The sequence below is a fragment of the Halostella salina genome (genome assembly GCF_003675855.1).
In the GTDB taxonomy this organism is placed as follows: domain Archaea; phylum Halobacteriota; class Halobacteria; order Halobacteriales; family Natronoarchaeaceae; genus Halostella; species Halostella salina.
The window spans coordinates 473164-491395 of record NZ_RCIH01000001.1; the positions used below are offsets into that span (position 1 = coordinate 473164).

The 18232-nt window shown below is 71.6% G+C and carries 21 protein-coding genes; 12 read left to right on the plus strand and 9 right to left on the minus strand.

Features of this window, described 5'->3' with window-relative positions; translation table 11 throughout:
• Positions 1–4 precede the first annotated feature (4 nt).
• Positions 5–277: a hypothetical protein gene (locus tag D8896_RS02485; protein ID WP_121820484.1), complete on the minus strand. Its 273-nt coding sequence runs from the start codon at positions 275–277 to the stop codon at positions 5–7.
• A gap of 83 nt (positions 278–360) precedes the next feature.
• Between D8896_RS02485 and D8896_RS02490 the strand changes: the two genes are divergently transcribed.
• Positions 361–810, plus strand: a complete 450-nt coding sequence (locus D8896_RS02490) for a GNAT family N-acetyltransferase (RefSeq protein ID WP_121820485.1) — start codon at positions 361–363, stop codon at positions 808–810.
• A gap of 1 nt (position 811) precedes the next feature.
• Here the strand turns inward: D8896_RS02490 and D8896_RS02495 are convergent, their stop codons facing one another.
• The gene (locus D8896_RS02495) at positions 812–2248 is read right to left on the minus strand and encodes a PAS domain-containing protein (protein ID WP_121820486.1); all 1437 of its coding nucleotides are present in this window, start codon (positions 2246–2248) and stop codon (positions 812–814) included.
• A gap of 131 nt (positions 2249–2379) precedes the next feature.
• Entirely contained in the window at positions 2380–2721 is a 342-nt protein-coding gene (locus tag D8896_RS02500; RefSeq protein ID WP_121820487.1) for a cupin domain-containing protein, read from the minus strand.
• 83 nt (positions 2722–2804) lie between these two features.
• On the opposite strand from D8896_RS02500, the gene D8896_RS02505 reads away from it, so the two are divergent.
• Positions 2805–3332, plus strand: a complete 528-nt coding sequence (locus D8896_RS02505) for a DUF5817 domain-containing protein (RefSeq protein ID WP_121820488.1) — start codon at positions 2805–2807, stop codon at positions 3330–3332.
• Between the two features lies 1 nt (position 3333).
• Positions 3334–3693, plus strand: coding sequence for a hypothetical protein (locus D8896_RS02510; protein WP_121820489.1), 360 nt, complete (start codon positions 3334–3336; stop codon positions 3691–3693).
• Here D8896_RS02510 and D8896_RS19960 read toward each other — a convergent pair.
• The 3 genes from D8896_RS19960 to D8896_RS02520 all read right to left on the minus strand — a co-directional run bounded on the left by D8896_RS19960 (position 3688) and on the right by D8896_RS02520 (position 5842).
• On the minus strand, positions 3688–3816 hold the full coding sequence (locus D8896_RS19960) for a hypothetical protein (protein WP_259372638.1): 129 nt from the start codon (positions 3814–3816) through the stop codon (positions 3688–3690). The two genes, D8896_RS02510 and D8896_RS19960, sit on opposite strands and share 6 nt — an antisense overlap.
• A 200-nt stretch (positions 3817–4016) precedes the next feature.
• Complete coding sequence (hmgA, locus tag D8896_RS02515; protein ID WP_121820490.1) at positions 4017–5276, minus strand: hydroxymethylglutaryl-CoA reductase (NADPH); 1260 nt, start codon at positions 5274–5276, stop codon at positions 4017–4019.
• A 35-nt stretch (positions 5277–5311) separates the two neighbouring features.
• A complete protein-coding gene (locus tag D8896_RS02520) occupies positions 5312–5842 on the minus strand; it encodes a GbsR/MarR family transcriptional regulator (protein WP_121820491.1) in 531 nt (176 codons plus the stop codon).
• Positions 5843–5908: 66 nt separating this feature from the next.
• Between D8896_RS02520 and D8896_RS02525 the strand changes: the two genes are divergently transcribed.
• From D8896_RS02525 to D8896_RS02540, 4 genes are all read left to right on the plus strand, one after another.
• Complete coding sequence (locus D8896_RS02525; protein WP_121820492.1) at positions 5909–6709, plus strand: ABC transporter ATP-binding protein; 801 nt, start codon at positions 5909–5911, stop codon at positions 6707–6709.
• A gap of 1 nt (position 6710) precedes the next feature.
• The gene (locus D8896_RS02530) at positions 6711–7478 is read left to right on the plus strand and encodes an ABC transporter permease (protein WP_121820493.1); all 768 of its coding nucleotides are present in this window, start codon (positions 6711–6713) and stop codon (positions 7476–7478) included.
• On the plus strand, positions 7475–8209 hold the full coding sequence (locus D8896_RS02535) for an ABC transporter permease (RefSeq protein ID WP_162991398.1): 735 nt from the start codon (positions 7475–7477) through the stop codon (positions 8207–8209). The genes D8896_RS02530 and D8896_RS02535 overlap by 4 nt, the downstream gene beginning before the upstream one ends.
• A 98-nt stretch (positions 8210–8307) precedes the next feature.
• Positions 8308–9834 carry an amidohydrolase gene (locus D8896_RS02540; protein ID WP_121820495.1) on the plus strand — a complete coding sequence of 509 codons (1527 nt, stop codon included), beginning with the start codon at positions 8308–8310 and terminating at the stop codon, positions 9832–9834.
• 13 nt (positions 9835–9847) lie between these two features.
• Here the strand turns inward: D8896_RS02540 and D8896_RS02545 are convergent, their stop codons facing one another.
• On the minus strand, positions 9848–10171 hold the full coding sequence (locus D8896_RS02545) for a hypothetical protein (protein ID WP_121820496.1): 324 nt from the start codon (positions 10169–10171) through the stop codon (positions 9848–9850).
• Between the two features lie 199 nt (positions 10172–10370).
• On the opposite strand from D8896_RS02545, the gene nadA reads away from it, so the two are divergent.
• The 3 genes from nadA to nadC are packed head-to-tail and all read left to right on the plus strand — an operon-like array spanning position 10371 to position 13836.
• Complete coding sequence (gene nadA, locus D8896_RS02550; protein WP_205596749.1) at positions 10371–11498, plus strand: quinolinate synthase NadA; 1128 nt, start codon at positions 10371–10373, stop codon at positions 11496–11498.
• Entirely contained in the window at positions 11495–13015 is a 1521-nt protein-coding gene (locus tag D8896_RS02555; protein ID WP_121820498.1) for an L-aspartate oxidase, read from the plus strand. Before nadA ends, D8896_RS02555 begins: the two co-directional genes overlap by 4 nt.
• Positions 13016–13017: 2 nt before the next feature.
• On the plus strand, positions 13018–13836 hold the full coding sequence (gene nadC / locus D8896_RS02560; protein WP_121820499.1) for a carboxylating nicotinate-nucleotide diphosphorylase: 819 nt from the start codon (positions 13018–13020) through the stop codon (positions 13834–13836).
• 51 nt (positions 13837–13887) lie between these two features.
• Here nadC and D8896_RS02565 read toward each other — a convergent pair whose 3' ends face one another.
• Positions 13888–14940 carry a hypothetical protein gene (locus tag D8896_RS02565; RefSeq protein ID WP_162991399.1) on the minus strand — a complete coding sequence of 351 codons (1053 nt, stop codon included), beginning with the start codon at positions 14938–14940 and terminating at the stop codon, positions 13888–13890.
• Positions 14941–15053: 113 nt separating this feature from the next.
• On the opposite strand from D8896_RS02565, the gene D8896_RS02570 reads away from it, so the two are divergent.
• Entirely contained in the window at positions 15054–15257 is a 204-nt protein-coding gene (locus D8896_RS02570) for a hypothetical protein (RefSeq protein WP_121820501.1), read from the plus strand.
• Here the strand turns inward: D8896_RS02570 and gpmI are convergent, their stop codons facing one another.
• Positions 15258–16811, minus strand: coding sequence for a 2,3-bisphosphoglycerate-independent phosphoglycerate mutase (gene gpmI, locus D8896_RS02575; RefSeq protein WP_121820502.1), 1554 nt, complete (start codon positions 16809–16811; stop codon positions 15258–15260).
• Positions 16812–16963: 152 nt separating this feature from the next.
• Here gpmI and D8896_RS02580 point away from each other — a divergent pair, with 152 nt between their 5' ends.
• Positions 16964–18205: a DNA double-strand break repair nuclease NurA gene (locus D8896_RS02580; RefSeq protein WP_121820503.1), complete on the plus strand. Its 1242-nt coding sequence runs from the start codon at positions 16964–16966 to the stop codon at positions 18203–18205.
• Positions 18206–18232 lie beyond the last annotated feature (27 nt).

The following is an 18232-nucleotide window of genomic DNA, read 5'->3' on the forward strand; positions in this document are numbered from 1 at the left end:
CGACCTACAGGAACCGCCGGAACTGCCAGTACAGCCCCTGCAGCGCGTTCCGAACCGCCCGAACCGGCGAGAACCCGGTGTCCGGATCCTCGGCGGGTTCGAACGCCTCGGCCAGCACCGACGGCGGCACGCGTCGTATCTCGCCCGTGTGTTCGCGCCGCCCGTCGGCGTCCGCGACCCGCAGGAGGGTCACGTCGTCCAGCGTCCCGACGACGCGGTAGACGCCGGACGGGTAGTCGTCGCCGGTCGCGCGGTAGTGGTCGCCAGCGTCGGCCATGTGCGACGGAACGTCCCACGCCCCCGTGAAACCCCGGCCGGGCTTCGCAACGTTCTCTTGTCACCGTCGCCAACCGCGACGCGATGAGCCACCACGCGGACCACGACGGGCTCGACGTGCGGGTCGTCCGGACCGACGCCGAGTACGATGACGCGCTCGCGGTGCGCTTCGCGGTGTTCGTCGAGGAGCAGGGCGTCCCGAAGGACCTGGAGGTCGACGAGTACGAGGACGACGCGGTCCACTTCGTGGCGTACCTCGACGACGACCCGGTCGGGGCCGCGCGGCTCCGTGAGTACGGCGACGACGCCAAGGTCGAGCGCGTGGCCGTGCTCCCGCCCCACCGCGGCGAGGGCCACGGGGCGGAGATCATGCGCGAGGTCGAGGGCGTCGCGGCGGCTCGGGACTACGCCCGGATCGTCCTGCACGCCCAGACCCGCGCAGCCGGGTTCTACGACAACCGCGGCTACGAGCGCGTCGGCGAGGAGTTCGAGGAGGCGGGCATCCCGCACGTCGAGATGGTCAAGAACCTGTGACTCACGGCCCGCCGGGGTTGGGCCCGGTGTCGAACGAGAACCGCGCTCCGCCCGCGCGCCCGCCCTCGACCGAAACCGACCAGCCGTGTGCCTCGGCGACGGCGTCGACGATGGCGAGGCCGATCCCCGTGCCGCCGTCCGAGACGCCCCACTCGAACACCGCCTTCCGGTCCTCCGGGGGGATCCCCGGACCATCGTCCTCGACGGCGAACCCCGTCCGCGTCGATTCGACGCGGACCACGGGCTTCTCCCCGCCGTGGTCCGCGACGTTGCGAAACAGGTTCTCGAACAGTGACCGGACCCGGTCGGGGTCGCCCTCGACGCTTCCGACCCCGGTTTCGACGACGAGTTCGCCGTCAGCCGGGCCCGCGACCTCCCACGCCCGTTCGGCGACCTCTCCGAGGTCGACCGGCTCCGGCTCCTCGACGGCGGTTCCCTCCCGTGCGACGGTGAGCATACTGGCTATCAGCGCGTCCATCCGGTCGAGCGCCGCCTCGGCGTCGTCGAGGTGCCCCTCGTCGCCCGTCTCACGGGCCAGGTCGAGGTTACCGACCGCGGCGTTCAGCGGGTTGCGCAGGTCGTGGCTGACGATATCCGCGAAGCGGTCGAGCCGCTCGTTTCGCCGCCGTAGCTCCTCCTCTAGCTCCTTGCGCTCCGTGATCTCCTTCTGGAAGCCGAAGAAGTGGGTGACCGTGCCGTTCGCGTCCCGGACCGGTGCGATGTCGAGCTGGTTCCAGAACGGGGTCCCGTCACGCCGGTAGTTCAGCAGGTCCACCGCGACGCGCTCGCCGCGGTCGATCGCCGTCCGGAGCTTCGCGACGGTCGACTCGTCCGTTTCGGGGCCCTGGAGGAACCGGCAGTTCCGGCCGACGACCTCCTCGACCCGGTAGCCGGTCATCGCCTCGAACCCGTCGTTGGCGTACACGAGCGGCTGGTCGCCGTCGGCGGTGGCTATCGTGATGCCGACCGGGGCCTGGTCGATCGCCCTGCGCTGCAGTTCGAGGTGGCTGCGTTCCCGCGCCCGCCCGACCGTCCGCAGGACCGTCGCCGCGAGCACGCGCCGCTCCCCGTCGTCGGCGTCCGGTGAGACGTGCGTGCCGCCCGCTCTGACGAACTGCTCGACCGTCGGCGGCGGAACGCGGTCGTACAGGAGGACCGGCGTCCCGCCGGGGCCCGAATCGGCGGCCAGTTCGGGGGCGTCGACCGCCGGCGGGTCGTGGGCCGCGACGAGGCAGTCGACGGCTGCGTCGGTCGGCGGCGTGCCGTACGCGACGACGTCGAACCCCTGCTGTTCGAGGGCGGTCGCGACACCATCTGCGACCGGGCCGACCACGCCGACGGCGACCCCGTCCGGCGCCGGCCCGTCGTCCGCCGCGGTGTCGTCGAGGATCGGCTGCTGGGGGCGCTCCGCGCTGTCGGTGCCCCGTGAACGAGTCATACTTGCGATACGTTCGGCGCGTACCTAACTGTATCGGCCTGCTACCGGTTAGCACGACTCTCCGCGTTCGGGTTCGTTCGGGGGTGACGGGTGGTGCTACGGATCCGCTGCGGACCGCGAGCAGGCGGCGCTCAGTCCCGCCAGTCGGGGTTCTCGCGGGGCGGGCTGAAGACGTCGACGCCGCGGACCGTCTCGTCGCCGCGGTTCTCGGCGGCGTGGGTCTCGCCGCCGGGGATCGCGTAGGAGTCGTCCGGTTCGACGACGATTTCCTCGCCGTCGTCGAGCACGAACGTCAGCGTGCCCTCGACGAGAAAGCCCGTCTGCTCGTGGGGGTGGCTGTGGGCCGGCACCGTCGCGCCCGGTTCGATCTCGAAGTGCTGGACGTTCATCTCGTCGCCGCCGGCGAGCACCGCCAGGTCGACGCCGTCGACGGCCTCGGTCGGGTCGCGGTCCGCGAGGGAGACGCGTTCCATAGGTCCGTGTTCACATGAACCGACCTAAGCGTTCGCCTCGCGGAGCCGGAGCGTTCAACTGCCGGCGACGCCAACGGCCGACCATGTACGCCGTGGTCGGGTGCAGCGACTGCAGCGCCCTCTGGATCGTCGAGGGGCGGCCGGACACCTCGCAGTGTCCCCGCTGTGGCTCGCGCCGGCAGTACGACAAGCGCCGGCAGTTCGTCACCACCGAGGACGAGGACCACGCCCGGGAGGTGCGCGCCTCGATGCTCGCGAACCGCCGCGACGAGGGCGAGGCGTTCGCGGACCTGGACTCCTTCTCGGAGCTCGAACAACAGGCGGCCGAGGCCGGGATGGACGACGACGAGTACCTCGACCGCGCGGGCGTCGACCCGGACGCCGTCGCCGCCGCCGGCGACCGCGCCGAGTCCGGCAGCGGCGGGAGCGGCCAGTCGCGCAAGGAGACGGTGCTGTCGGCCCTGCGGGAACTCGACCGGCCGACCGAGGACGAGGTCGTCGCGTACGCCGGCGAGCACGGCGTCCCCGGCGACTACGTCCGCGACGCGCTCGACAAGCTCGCCCGCCGCGGCGAGGTCAGCGAACACCGCGGCGAGTACCGCCTGCTGTAGGGTGGCGGGGACCCGTTTCGACACCGCCGGGGCCGCGGTCGGGACGCTCGTCGGCCTCGCCGGCCTGCTGTTTCTCGCACAGCCCCTCGTCGGTAGCGTCCGGGTCGGCGGCGTCGCGGTCCCCCCGTTCGTCCTCTCGGCGGGCGTCCTCGGTGTCGGGTTCGCCCTCGGCGCGGTGCTGTTCCGGCGGCAGGGCCGCCGGACCGCGGCGCGGGTCCACGGCGTCGGCGCGCTCGCGTGGCTGGCGCTGTTCGCCGGGGCCAGCGTCGGCAGCCAGACGCTCGTCGTCGCGGGGGTGCTCGTCGTCGTCGCCGGCGCGCTCACGCTCGGGGCGGAGGCGGCCCGTCGGCGCGGGTCATAGCAGCCCGAGCGTTTCGAGGATACCGATCAGCATGGCGATCACGGTCAGCAGCAGCTTGACGATGTGCAGCCACCGCTGCGCACGGGACACCGGTCGCTCGTCGTCGTGAGCGTGTTCGATCATGGTGAGTGGAACGCCCGCGGGTGGTCGTCCGACGGACGCACTCGAACCTACGTCCGTTCGGTGGTTAAGCGCCGGTCTTGGACGCGCAGTGAAAGTGAAACTGAAGGGTTCGGTGGGAGAAGTCGCCGGTATCCGAACCGAGGCGGTCGCTATCAGCAGGACGCAGTTCTCGCACTTCCAAGTCGACGGTGAAAGTGGTTCTACCGGCCGAGGTCCTCGTGGGCGCTGGAGAGGTGGCGCGAGGCCAGCGCCGCGAGCAGGGAGAGTTCGCCCGCCAGCGCGCCGGCGGCGATGACCTCCGCGAGCGCGTCGGCGTTTGAGCCGGCGGGATCGCCGCCGCCGCTGAGGCCGAGCACGTCGAGCGCCTCGGCCTGCGTCGGTAGCTTCGTCCCGCCGCCGACGGTGCCGACTTCGAGGCTGGCGAGGCTGACGCTGACGTACAGGCCGTCCTCGCGGGCCTCCGCCGTGGTGATGGCGTTCGCGCCCTCGACGACCTGCGCGGCGTCCTGTCCCGTGGCGAGGAAGACGGCGGCGACGGTGTTGGCGGCGTGAGCGTTGAACCCGAGGCTGCCGGCCTTCGCGCTGCCGACGAGGTTCTTCCGGGTGTTCGCCTCCTCGATGGCCTCGGGCGTGGTGTGGAGGCGCTCCTCGACGGTCTCCCGGGGGAGGACGGCGTCGGCGGTGACGGTCCGGCCGCGGCCCTCGACGGCGTTGATCGCCGCGGGCTTCTTGTCCGAGCAGAGGTTGCCCGACAGCGCGACCAGGTCGGCGGGTGTCTCGTCCTCCACGACGCCGGCGGCCTCGCGGGTGGCGATGGTGGCCATGTTCATCCCCATCGCGTCCTTCGTGTCGTACACGAACCGGAGGTAGACCGAGTCGCCGACGACGTAGGGGTCGACCTCCAGCAGTTCGCCGTGGCTCGTCGTCGACTCGGCGGCCGCCCGGAGCCGGTCGGCGTTGTCGCCGACCCACTCGACCACCTCGCTGGCCTCGGCGACGCCGTCGACGCTGAACACCGGCGCGCGGGTCATCCCCGACTTCGTGACGCGGGCCGTCGCGCCGCCGGCCCCGCGGATCACCGAGAGGCCGCGGTTGACGCTGGCCACGAGCGCGCCTTCCGTCGTCGCCATCGGCAGGTAGTAGTCGCCCTCGGCCGCGCCGCCGTGATCGGACCCGCCGGTCCGATCGCTCGTCGAGCTTCGCTCGTCGGTGTTGACGGGGACCGGCCCGGCGACGCCCATCGGAATCTGCGCGCCGCCGACCATGTTCTCGATGGCCGACTCCGCGTCGGCGGCGTCGAACGCGTAGTCGGCGACGGCGTCGAACTCGGCCCCCGTCTCGTCGGCGACCACCTCGCGCCGGACGGCAGCGGCCGTTTCCGGGTCGGTTCGGTCGTCGAGTTCGTGCAGGCGGATATCGCCCTCTCGGACGCGCTCGGCCAGCATCTCGGGGTCGTCCATGCCCGCCGTTCGTCCCGGGGGCGGCCTAACGTTTTCTACTCGCGGCGCAGTCGGCTCACGAGGTCGGTGAGCCGGTCCAGCGAACTGCTGGTCAGCGCGTCGATCATCGTCTCGCTCCGGTCGTACATCCGCCGGAGCCGCCGGACCTTCTCCAGGTCGCGGGCCGCCTGCTCCGTGTCGGCGGCCTCCAGTTCGGCCTCGGCCTCCGCCAGCGCGCGGCTCATCACCGTCACCTCGCGCAGCACCTCGTTGCGGAGGAACTCCTGAAACACGCGCCAGAAGTCCGTCTCGGCCTCGAAGTACGCACGCTTGCCCTCACCCGGCATCGAGCGTCGGTGGACGAGATGATAGCGTTCAAGCGCGCTCATCGCGGTGCTCACCGTCGACTTCGCGTAGCCGCTGTCGGCCACGAGTTCGTCGAGCGACCGCGGCTCGTCCGCGAAAAACAGCAGGCCGTACAGCCGCCCGTAGCTCCGCTGGAACCCGTACACCTCCGCGCTGCGCTCCATGGCCGCGATGACTCGCTCGCGTGCGGCCTCGACGCCCTCGTCCTCGGTGTCGCTCATCGGCGGGAGTTGGCACCGAAACGTCTAATACGTTGTGTTCGGAATATTCGATAAACAGCGAATATTATGAACGGTACCGATCCCTCCCCTCCCGAGGCCGAACGAGGAACCGACCGGCCGTCGCCCTCCGGCGCGGAGCCGGTGCTGCGTGCGACCGGACTGACCAAGACGTACCGCTCCCGACTCCCGTTCGTCGGCCGCACCGTCGAGGTGCTCGACGGGGCCGATATCTCCCTGTACCCCGGCGAGGTCGTCGGCATCGTCGGGGCGAACGGCTCCGGCAAGTCGACGCTGCTGAAGATCCTCGTCGGCGCGCTGGAGCCCGACGACGGCACCGTCTCGCGGGGGACGACGGTCGGCTGGTGCCCCCAGGAGACGCTACTGTACGACCGGCTGACGGTCCGGGAGACGTTCGACCTGTTCGGCGAGGCGTACGACCTCGCCGACGACCGGGTCGCCGAGCGCCGCGACGAACTCGCGGACCGGCTGGGCTTCGAGGAGTTCCTCGACTACCGGGTCGACCACCTCTCGGGCGGGAACCGGCAGAAGGTGAACCTCGCGGTCGCGCTGCTGCACGACCCCGACGTGCTCCTGCTCGACGAGCCCTACACCGGCTTCGACTGGGAGACGTACCTCGCGTTCTGGGAGCTCACCGAGGATCTCCGCGAGCGTGGCACGGCCGTCGCCATCATCTCCCACCTCATCAGCGAGCGCGAGCGCTTCGACCGGGTTCTCGAACTGAAAGACGGGAGCCTCACGGAGCAAGCGGAGGCCCCGCAGCAGGCCCGCTCGGCGGCCCACGGGAACGACGCGGCGGCCCCCGACGCTGATGGATCGGCGGGGGCGGCCGACGCGGGAGGTGAGTGACATGGGGCGGCTCGCCACCGGAACGCGGTCGCGGCTGGCGGAGTTCGTCAGGCAGCCGACGACGCTGGCGATGCTGGTCCTCCTCCCGCCCGTCGTCATCGAGACCTACGGCGTCGCCATGGAGTCGTTCCCGCAGGTGCTCGGCACGTCGGCCGACCCGGCGACCGTCGGACGCATGTCCGGGACGCTGTTCGCCGTCGCCTTTCTCGCGGGGCTGGTCGGGCTCTTTCAGGTTATCAGCGCCGCGAACGGCGACGAGCGGCTCTCGGTGGCGGGCTTCCCCCGGTCGGCGCTGCTGGCCTCCCGACTGGTCACGATGGTCGTCGTCGCCGTCCTCGCGGCCGTCGTCGCATTCGCCGTCCTGGCCGTTCAGGTCGAGGTGGCCGCGCCCGCGCTGGCGTTCGGCGTGCTCGGGCTGGCGGGACTGGTGTACGGCCTGCTCGGGGTCGTCGTCGGGAGCCTGCTCCCGCGCGAACTGGAGGGGTCGATCGTGCTGGTGTTTCTGGCCGACATCGACAACGCGCTGTCCTCGGGGCTGTTTCCCGTCGACGCGTCGGCCTCGCTCCCGCTCGTCGGCGAGCTGTCGGCGACCGACTTCGTGCCGCTGTACCACCCCCACGAGCTGTTCACCGCCGCGGTGCTCGACGGCGACCTCGCGGCCGGCCACCTCGCCCCGGCGCTGGCGTGGGTCGCCGTCCTGCTCGTCGCGGCGTTTCTCGCCTACGTGCGCTCGACCGGTGACGGCGTCCTCGGGAGGTGGGGCGCGTGACCCGCGTCGGCACGGCGCTGCGGCTCGGTGCCCGCGAGTTCCGGCGCACCCCACTGCTGGTCGCGCTACTCGTGGTCGCGCCGGCCTACGTCATCGGCGTGTTCACGCTCGCCGCGCCCGACGGCCGGGCCGTTCTGCATCTGGTCGGCGGGGACACCGTCCGCACGACGCTCCCCGAGGCGTTCCCGGCCTTTACGACGCCGATGACCGCCGCCCTGCTCGCCGGCATCGCGGGCCTGTTCCTGATGCACTCGGCGGCCGACGCCGACGGCCGGCTGGTCGTCGCCGGCTACCGGTCCCGGCAGGTCGTCCTCTCGCGACTCGGGCTGCTGGCCGTCGTCGCCGCCGTCGCCAGCGCCGTCTCCGTCGGGGTCATGCTCACGGCGTTCGAGCCGTCGGCGCTCGGCTGGTTCCTCCTCGGAACCGGTCTGACGGCCCTGCTGTACGGGATGGTGGGCGTGCTTGCCGGGATTCTGCTCGACAAGCTCCCCGGCGTCTACCTCATCCTCTTCGGGTCGATGATCGACCTGTTCGTCTTCCAGAACCCGATGGCGACGAGCCGCCCCGACCTGGCGACCTACCTGCCGGGTCACTTCCCGCTGGCGCTGGCGATGAACGCCGGCTTCGCCGGGAGCGTCGACCTCGCGCAGCTCGCCTGGGGACTCGCCTATCTCGGCGTGCTGACGGTCGCCGCGACGCTGGCGTTCTACCGGCAGATGCGGGTCGCCTGACGGTCCCGCCGCACCGGGCGGCGGCCGCCCGCCTCTCCGACCGCCCGCGCCCGCCCGCTTCCCAAACCGTTTTGCCGCTCCCCCACGCCGTCGCCGGTATGACCGAGGCCGCGGACCTGATCCTGACGAACGCCGAGGTGCACACGCTGACGGACTCCGACGGGACGGCGGAGGCGGTCGCCGTCCGCGACGGCCGGATCGTCCGCGTCGACGACGCCTACGAGGTCGACTTCCTGGAGGGCGTCGACACCACCGTCCGCGACCTCGACGGCGCGGTCGTGCTGCCGGGCTTCGTCGACGCCCACACGCACATGGAGCAGGTCGGGCAGTTCCGGGTCCACGCCGACCTGGGCGCGGCGAGCGACCGCGACGACGCCGTCGAGCGCCTCGCCGACGGCGCGCGCGACGACCGCGAGTGGATACTGGGCTTCGGCTACGACGAGAGCGAGTGGCCCGGCGGCGACTACCTGACCCGCGAGGACCTGGACGCCGTCAGCGATGACCGCCCGGTCGCGGCGATCCGGGTCGACATGCACACCGCGTCGCTGAACTCGGCGGCGCTGGACCGGCTGGACCTGCCCGCCGACCACGTCGAGACCGCGGGCGGCGAGCCGACCGGCGTCGTCGTCGAGGACGCCGTCGAGGCGGTCCGGGAGGACTTCGCGCCCGGTCCCGCCGAGACGCGGGAGCTGATCGCCGCGGCGCGGGACCGCGCCCACGAACTCGGCGTCACCGGCGTCCACGACATGGTGCGGGACTCCCACGCGCCGCGGGCGTACCGCGAACTCGACCGCGCGGACGAGCTGGGGCTCCGCGTCCGGATCAACTACTGGAGCGACCACCTCGCCGCCGTCCGCGAACTGGGTCTGCGGACCAACCACGGGAGCGACATGGTTCGCGTCGGCGGGATCAAGTCCTTCACCGACGGCAGCATCGGCGGGCGCACGGCGAAACTGTTCGAGCCGTACGCCGACGGCGACGGGACCGGGACGTGGGTCGTCGACCCCGACGACCTCCGCGCCGTGGTCGACGAGGTCGACGACGCCGGCCTGCAGATGACGACCCACGCCATCGGCGACGAGGCGATCGAGGTCACGCTGTCAGCGTACGAGTCCACCGACGACCCCGGCGCGGCCCGCCACCGGATCGAACACGTCGAACTCGCCACCGACGAGCAGATCGAGCGCATGGCCGACGCGGGCGTCGTCGCCTCCGTCCAGCCGAACTTCCACCGCTGGGCGGCCGAGAGTGGCCTGTACGACCGCCGTCTCGGCGACGAGCGCCGGCGGCGGACCAACCGCCTCGCGCGCCTCGCCGAGGCGGACCTCCCGCTGGCCTTCGGCAGCGACGTGATGCCGTTCGGGCCGCTGGAGGGCGTCCACCACGCCGTCAACGCGCCGACCGACGCGGGGTCGCTGTCCGTCACGGCCGCGCTCCGCGCGTACACGAGCGGCGCGGCGTACGCCGGGTTCGACGAGGACAGACTGGGGACGATCGAACCGGGCACCGCGGCGGACTTCACCGTGCTCGACCGTTCGCCGTGGGAGCACGCCGAGGCGATCCGCGAGGTCGACGTGCTGGCGACGGTCGTCGACGGCGACGTGGTGTACGACGCACGGGAGTGAACGCCGGGGCCGGTCAGTCCCGTCCGATCACTCGTTCTCCGGCACCGAGCGCCGCCGTCCCGACAAGCATTCCGACGGCTAGCCACAGCATCGCACCGACCGACGCGAACACGGCGACGCCCGCCACCCAGAGGACGCCGACGACCGTGACGCCGAAGCGATACCGTGGGTCGTCGAGCGGTCGCCGGACGGCGGTCGAGAGCGGCCCGAGAACGACTCCCACCGCCAGCCACGGGACCGAGAGCGCCTCGCCCTCCAGCACGGCGGCGGCCGCCAGTAGCGCCCCGACAGCGACCGCGGCCTCGAAGTCACGCTCCGCGACCAGTCGCTCGGTCATGGACAGTGATGGTCCCAGCGGCGTCAAAACCTTTCTGTAGCGACCTAATTCACGATCCGTGTTCGATCGGCGGGTTTTGAGCCTGATAGACGTTGGATGTCGGTTTGTAGGGACGGAGACATTGACGCGCTTTCTCTGAAGAAGAAATTTTTTCATTATCGGTATCCGAACTCCAGACAGGGAACTAACAGTGCCACGAATGGAAACGGCTGACATCGAGACGGACCTCAGCCTCTTCAAGTACGACAACCTCGAACAGTTGCCCGAGGCGTACCGCGAACTCGACGAAGACGAGCGAACGGCACGCATCGAGGCGGCCCGCGACGAACTCGGCGACGACGTGGTGGTGCTCGGCCACAACTACCAGCGCCGGGAGATCGTCGAGCACGCGGACTTCGTCGGCGACTCCTACGGCCTCTCCGTCGAGGCCGCCGAGACCGACGCCGACTACGTGGTGTTCGGCGGGGTCACGTTCATGGCCGAGAGCGCGGACGTGATCACCGACGACGACCAGTCGGTGATCCTCCCGTCGATGGAGGCGTCCTGCCCGATGGCGGGGATGGCGGAGGCGCTGCAGGTCGACGCCGCGTGGGCGGAGATCACCGCGGCAGCGCCGGACCGGGATATCGTGCCGGTGACGTACATGAACTCCTACGCCGACCTCAAGGCGTTCTGCGCCGAACAGGGCGGCGCGGTCTGCACGTCGTCGAACGCCGCCGACGTGTTCGACTGGGCGCTGTCGAAGGGCGATGCCGTCCTCTTCCTGCCGGACAAACACCTCGGCGAGAACACCGCCCACGAACTCGGCCTCGAGGACAGCGTGGCCGAGTGGGACCCCTGGGACCCCGAGGGGAAGGACGCCGGCGAGGTCGCAGCGAGCGACATCGTGCTCTGGGACGGCTACTGCCAGGTCCACGAGCGGTTCCGACCCGAGCACGTCCGGCAGATCCGCGAGGACCACGACGACGCGAACGTCATCGTCCATCCCGAGTGCCGTCGGGAGGTCGTCGAGGCTGCGGACGTTGCGGGCAGCACCGCCACGATCCGCGAGACGGTGGCCGAGGCCGACCCCGGCGAGACGTGGGCGATCGGGACGGAGATCCACCTGACCAACCACCTCCAGTGGTGGCACCCGGAGGTGAACGTCGTCCCCCTCTGCGGCGAGGCGTGCATGGACTGCAACGCGATGCGCCAGATCGACCCCAACTATCTCGCGTGGGTGCTGGAGGAACTGGCCGCCGGCTGGGAGCGAAACGTCGTGTCGGTCAAGTCGGAGACGGCCGAACTCGCCGAACTGGCCGTCGAGCGCATGCTGGCGATAGCATGACGGGGGCGCGCACCGCCGACGTGCTCGTCGTCGGCAGCGGCATCGCGGGCTGTAGCGCCGCGCTCGCCGCCGCGCGGGCGGGTGCGGACGTGCTGCTCGTCACGAAGGCCGAGCGTCCCGAGGACGCCAGCACGGACTGGGCGCAGGGCGGCATCGCCACCACGCGGGGCGACCCCGAGTCGCTCAAGCGCGACGTGCTGGCGGCCAGCGACGGCACCGCCGACCCCGAGGCCGTCGACACGCTCATGGCGGACGCCCCGACTGCTGTTCGGGACGTACTCGTCGAGACGCTCGACGTGCCGTTCGACGGGACCGACGCGGGGTACGACTACGCCCGCGAGGCCGGCCACTCCCGCGAGCGGATCCTCCACGTCGACGCCAGCACCGGGCGGCACCTCCTCCGACCGTTCCTCCGCCACCTCGACGGCCACGAGCGCGTGACCGTGCTGGAGGACACCGCCGCGCTCGACCTGATCACGGAGGAGGGGCAGGTCCGCGGCGCGCTGCTGGACACCGCGCCGACCGGCGACCCCGTCTTCGCCGGCGCGACGGTGCTCGCGACCGGCGGCATCGGCGCGTGCTACCGGCGGTCGACGAACCCGGCTGCGGCGACCGGCGACGGGGTCGCCATGGCCGCGCTCGCGGGGGCCGACGTGGCCGACATGGCGTACGTGCAGTTCCACCCGACGGCGTACGCGGGCGACGCGGCTGGCGGCGACGACGCCGCCGGCGACACGTTCCTCGTCAGCGAGGCCGTCCGCGGCGAGGGCGCGCTCCTGCGCAACGGCGACGGCGAGCGGTTCATGCCGGGCTACCACGACGACGCGGAACTCGCGCCGCGGGACGTGGTCGCCCGCGCCGTCGCCGCCGAGCGCGACGCGACCGGCGAGGTCCGGCTTGACGTGTCCCCGCTGGAGTTCGCCGACGAGTTCCCGGACCTCGCGGCGAAGTGCGAGGAACGCGGCGTCGACCCCGACGCTGGTATCCCGGTCGCGCCCGCCCAGCACTTCCTCTGTGGCGGCGTCGCGGTCGACGAGCAGGGGCGGACCAGCCTCGACCGCCTGTTCGCCGTCGGGGAGTGCGCCCGCACCGGCGTCCACGGCGCGAACCGCCTCGCCAGCACGAGCCTGCTGGAGGGGCTGGTGTGGGGCCGCCGGGCCGGACGGGCGGCCGCCGGCAACGAGGTCGTCGAGTGCGAGTCCCCGGAACTGCGCGACAGCGACCCCGACCTCCCCGATCGTTTCGCGGCGGAGAAGTTCACTCGCCTGCGCCGCGTGATGGACGAGTACGCCGGCATCCGCCGGACGCCCGAGGGCCTCGACCGCGCGCGGAGCGTCCTCCGCCGGCTCAAGGGCGAGGTCGACGCGTACGCCCGCACCAGAACGTCGCGGGAGCTGTACGAACTCCGCAACGCCGCGGTGACCAGCCTGCTCGTGGTCCGCGCGGCCGCCGAGCACGACGAGTCGGTTGGCTGTCACTGGATCGCCGAGCCCGACCCGGCCCCGGCGGGGGACTGACGATGCCGGTGACGGACCGGCAGGTCGAACGCTGGCTCCGGGAGGACCTGGGCCACCACGACGCCACCAACGACGTGCCCGGCGAGACGACGGGCCGTCTGGTCGCACGGGAGGCGGGCGTCGCCGCCGGGCTGGACGCCGCCGTCGCCACCTTCGACTACCTCGGCGTCGACGCCGAGCGACAGGCCGAAGCCGGGGACTGCATCGAACCGGGCGAGGCCGTCCTGACCGTTTCCGGCGCGGCGCAGTCGGTGCTCCGTGGCGAGCGCGTCGCGGTCAACGTCGCCGGCCACGCCTCCGGCGTGGCGACGAAGACCCGCGCGGCCGTCGACGCCGCCCGCGAGGTCACCGACGACGTGGCGGTGGCCGGGACCCGCAAGACGACGCCCGGGCTCCGCGGGGTCGAGAAGCGGGCACTTTCGACGGGCGGCGGCGACACCCACCGCCTCGACCTCTCGCACATGGCGATGGTCAAGGAGAACCACGCGGCCGAACTGGGGCTGGAAGCCGCGATCCAGCGGTTTCAGGAGCGCACCTCATTCGCGACGAAGGTGGAGGCGGAGGTGGAAGAGCCCGCCGACGCCCCGCGGGCCGCCGCGGCGGGAGCCGATATCGTCCTGCTCGACAACATGTCGCCCGCGGAGACGAGCGAGGCGGTCGACCTGCTCCGCGACGCCGCGGCCGGCGCGCTCGCGGAGGCCTCGGGGGGGATCACCGTCGACGACGTGCCGGCCTACGCCCGGACCGGCGTCGACGTGATCTCGATGGGGTCGCTCACCCACTCCGCGCCGTCGCTGGACTACTCGTTCCGGACCGGGTGAGCCGTCGCCCGCCGGGTGCGCGGTGCAGCGGAACCCGCGGGACCGTGCGCGTCACCCGACGTCGTGACCGGTCTGTTTCTGACAGGTCGGGTAACACGTCCCGTGCGTGAGCGCGAAGCAGATCACGCCGCAGGCGACCGCGATGGGCCACGACGCGATGTAGCGCGCGCACTTGACGCCACAGCCACCGCCTGCGGCCGCCTTGAGGACGGTGCAGAGCTTCGAACACCAGTCCGTGCAGACGCCCATCACGCAGGTGATGTGGCCCTGCGTCGAGACGCCGTCGCCGCCCGCGTCGACGGTCACGTCCTGTACGTGGCCGTCGAGGCTCCCGTCCGCGTCGCGCCCGGCGAACCCGTCCGCGAACTCGACGACGATCCGGCGGACGACGTCCTCGCCGTCGGCGACCGGGACGACGAGCCCCTTCCGGTCGTCGCGCTGGTTGTGGACGTAGGCTGTCGCCTCCTCGACGACCTCCCCGTCGGCGGCCGCCCTGGCGTCGGCGTACGCCGGCAGGTCGTCGAGGCCGTCGAGCAGCGACTCCACGGTCGGGGTTGCCACGTCGAGCACCTCCCGCTTGGTCCCGTCGACGGTCGTGACGCCGTCGCCGCGTCGGGCCCTGCCGTGGACCTTCAGTTCCCCGTCGAACAGGTCGTCGGACTTGTGGTACTCTATCACCGGCCCTGACTCGTCGTCCGAGCCGAACCGAACCTCGTACCCCGTCGCTCCGTCGACGGTGTACCTCCGCACTGTCGACAGCCCCGGTTGCTCGCCGAGTTCGTCGGCCACGTACCGCACCTCGGACGACCGGACCGCCTCCGAGACGAGCTGTCCCCGCTTCCGTCCGCGGACCTCCTCGGTCTCTATCTCCGGGCGGTCGCCCCCGTCCGCATCCCCGTCGGGCCCGGCCGCCGCGCTCACGCCCGACCCGAGCGTGAGCGCGCCGAAGGAGAGCCCGACGGTCCGGAGGAACGCCCGCCGGTCCGGGTCAGGGGCGTCCCGGAGCTCGGAGAGCGTCTCCCACGTCTCGACACAGCCGCCACCGTCGTCGATTTCCCGCTCGATCCGCTCGCGTGCTGTCGATGACGCGTCTTTTTTGCTCATGTGTGAATACTGCATTATCGGTGTGTGTCCGGTAGTAAAAGTATTTTACCGCTAGCAATTAATATTACTATAGTGAAGAAAAATATAACACCCTGCCGGCGGATCCCCCGGGTATGGTAGAGCAGATGAACGCGGAGATCGAGCCGACGGTTCGAACCGGCGTCCTCGCGCTCGTCGCCGTGCTCGGCGTCCCCACGGCCCTCTACTTCGGGCTGCGGGGACCGCTCGGCGCGGCGACGGCCAACGCGCTCGCGCTCGGCTCCTCGGTGGTTCTCGCGGTCGCCGCCGTCGCCGTGCTGCTGTGGCGAGGGGAGTAGCTACTCCAGCAGGCTCTCGCCGGTCATCGCCGCCGGCTGGTCGACGCCCAGCAGCGACAGCACCGTCGGGGCGATGTCCGCGAGCGTGCCGCCCGACCGGACGCTACGGCCTGCGCCCGTCCCGTCCGGGGCGACGTAGATCAGCGGCACGTCGTTGTACGTGTGGGCGGTGTGCGGGTCGTCCTCCGTGCCCATGTCGTCGGCGTTGCCGTGGTCGGCGGTGACCAGCACGTGCGCGCCGCGGTCGGTGAGGTGGTCGACGAGGCGACCGAGCTGCGTGTCGACGGTCTCGACGGCCGTCACGGCGGCGTCGTAGTCCCCGGTGTGGCCCACCATGTCGGGGTTGGCGTAGTTCAGCACGAGCGCGTCGGGGTCGTCGCTGTCGACGATCCGGACGGCGCTGTCGGTCACCTCGGGGGCGCTCATCTCCGGCTGCATGTCGTAGGTCGCCACGTCCGGCGACTCGACGATCTCGCGGCGTTCGCCCTCGAACTCCACCTCCCGGCCGCCGTTGAGGAAGTAGGTGACGTGGGGGTACTTCTCGGACTCGGCGATGCGGAGCTGGGTCCTGCCGTGCGCGGCCAGCGTCTCGCCGAGCGTGTCCTCGGGGCGGCGGGGCGGGAAGGCGACGGGCAGGTCGAACGTCTCGTCGTACTGCGTCATCGTCACCACCTCCACGTCCGGCGGCGACGTGGCAAAGTCCCACTCGGGGTCGATGTCCGCGAGCAGCCGGGTGAGCTGCCGGGCGCGGTCCGAGCGGTAGTTGAAGAAGACGACCGCGTCGCCGTCCTGGAGTGCGTGCTCGCCCCGCACCAGCGTCGGCTCGACGAACTCGTCGGTGTCGCCGCGGTCGTACGACTCCTCGACGGCGGCGACCGAGGACGCCGACGCGTGCTCAGCCTCGCGGTTGACGATGGCGTCGTACGCCCGGCGGGTCCGCTCCCAGTTCTGGTCGCGGTCCATCGCGTAGTAGCGGCCCGACACCGTCGCCACGTCGCCGGTGCCGTGCTCGTCGAGGACGCTCTCCAGTTCGCGGAGGTAGCCCGCGCCCGCGGTCGGGTCCGTGTCGCGGCCGTCCATGAAGGCGTGGGTGACGGCCTCGACGCCGCGCTCGGCGGCCATCTCGACGAGCGCGAACAGGTGCTCGTAGTCCGAGTGGACCCCGCCGTCGCTGACCAGGCCCATGAAGTGGACCCGGCCGTCGTGTTCCTTCGCGTACGTCGAGGCTGCCTGGAGGGCGTCGTTGGTGTGGAAGGAGCCGTCCGCGATGGCGTCGCTGATCCGGGTGTACTCCTGTTTGACCACGCGCCCCGCGCCGATGTTCAGGTGGCCGACCTCGCTGTTGCCCATCTGTCCTTCCGGGAGCCCGACCCGGCGGCCCGACACCTCCAGCGTGCCGTACGCGCCCGCGTCGGCGAGCCGGTCGAAGTTCGGCGTGTCCGCGCCGACCACGGCGTCGCGCCCGCCCGACGCGCTGCCCGACGCCCGGTCGGACCGTCGCGGGTTTCGGTCGCTCAGCCCCCAGCCGTCGAGAATGATCACAGCCGCGTCCATGTCCGGCGTGTCACGGCGGCGCGGTAACTACCCTTCGATCCGGGGCACGTGAGCGTCCGACGCGGCCCAGCTTGCGGCGCGTCAGCACGGTCTCGGGGGCCGACCGCTCGGTCCGCTGGCTTTTTCGTGTCGGCCCCGAATCCCCGTGACAGATGACGCTCGACCCGGTGCATTTCGAGGGGATCGCCCGGCTGGCCCGCAGGATCGGCCGGGACGTCGACGACGGCGACCACACGGAACTCGCCGAGGACGTCTGGGCGGACTTTCTCGAACCGCTGGTCGACGACGACGGGCGCGAGGTGGTCACCCCGCTCGACGACCGGCGGCGGCGGTCGATCGACGTGGAGGCCGCCGCACTCCGGGGGTCGCCGTTCGATTCGACCCACGGGCTGGACTCCGGGACGATCAACCCGACCACGTTCAAGAACGGGCTGGTGCTGGACGTGGCACAGGCCGCGATGAGCGGCTGTCCCTCGGATCTGGACCTCCACCGGTCCCGGAGCCTCGTGGCGACGGTTCACGCCAGCGACGACGCCGTGAAACTGCCCGAGGAGTGGGTCACCTACGACGAGGGGTACGGTCGGCGGCGCGTGCTCCAAGCCCCGCCCGTGAACCGGTTCATGGAGGGGGTCGTCCACGCGCTGGCGCTGTACCTCGCCGAGAGCGAGCACGCGCTCGAACACGCCGACTGCGTCGACGACCTCCTCATCCTCGACGGGCCGCTGTACCCGAAGGAGCTGCTGAACTGGCAGGACCGCGACGCCGAACTCCGGGAGCTGGCCCACGACGCAAAGCCCCGCGCCATCGTCGAGAACTACGTCCGCCTCGTCGAGCGCTTCGTCGCCGCGGACACGCCGCTGGTCGGCTTCGTCAAGAACCCCTCCTCGAAGCTCATCACCCGGACGGTCGACCGCAAGGGCCACCCCGCGCCGTGGGTCGACGACACCGCCCTCTTCGTCCGCCTGCTTGAGCGCCGCGAGGACGGCGAGCGCCGCACCGACCAGCTCACCTTCACGAACTGGTTCGTCTCGCGGGGCGGCTCCGACCGCACGCTGGCCGCCGACGGCGACGCGCTCGGCATCGACCGGGAACTCGACCCGTCGGCGTACGAGGTGACGTTCTTCGTGGTGTACGACCCCCGCGAGGACGTGCTGTACAAGGTCGAAGCGCCGTACGCGGTCACGTCGGACCCCGACGTGCGGGACCGGCTGGAGCGCCACCTGCTCGCCGAGATCGCGGCCGAGCGCGGCCCGCCCGCCGCCGTCCACAAGGCCGACTCGCTGGCCCGGATCAGCCGGGAGGAGAAGCGGTCGCTCCGCCGGACGTTCGAGCGGTCGATGGACACCGAGGAGCAGCGGACGTACGACGACGTGCGGTGGGACGCCGAGCCGTAGTTTCCGGGGACGGCGGCTCCCGCGGGT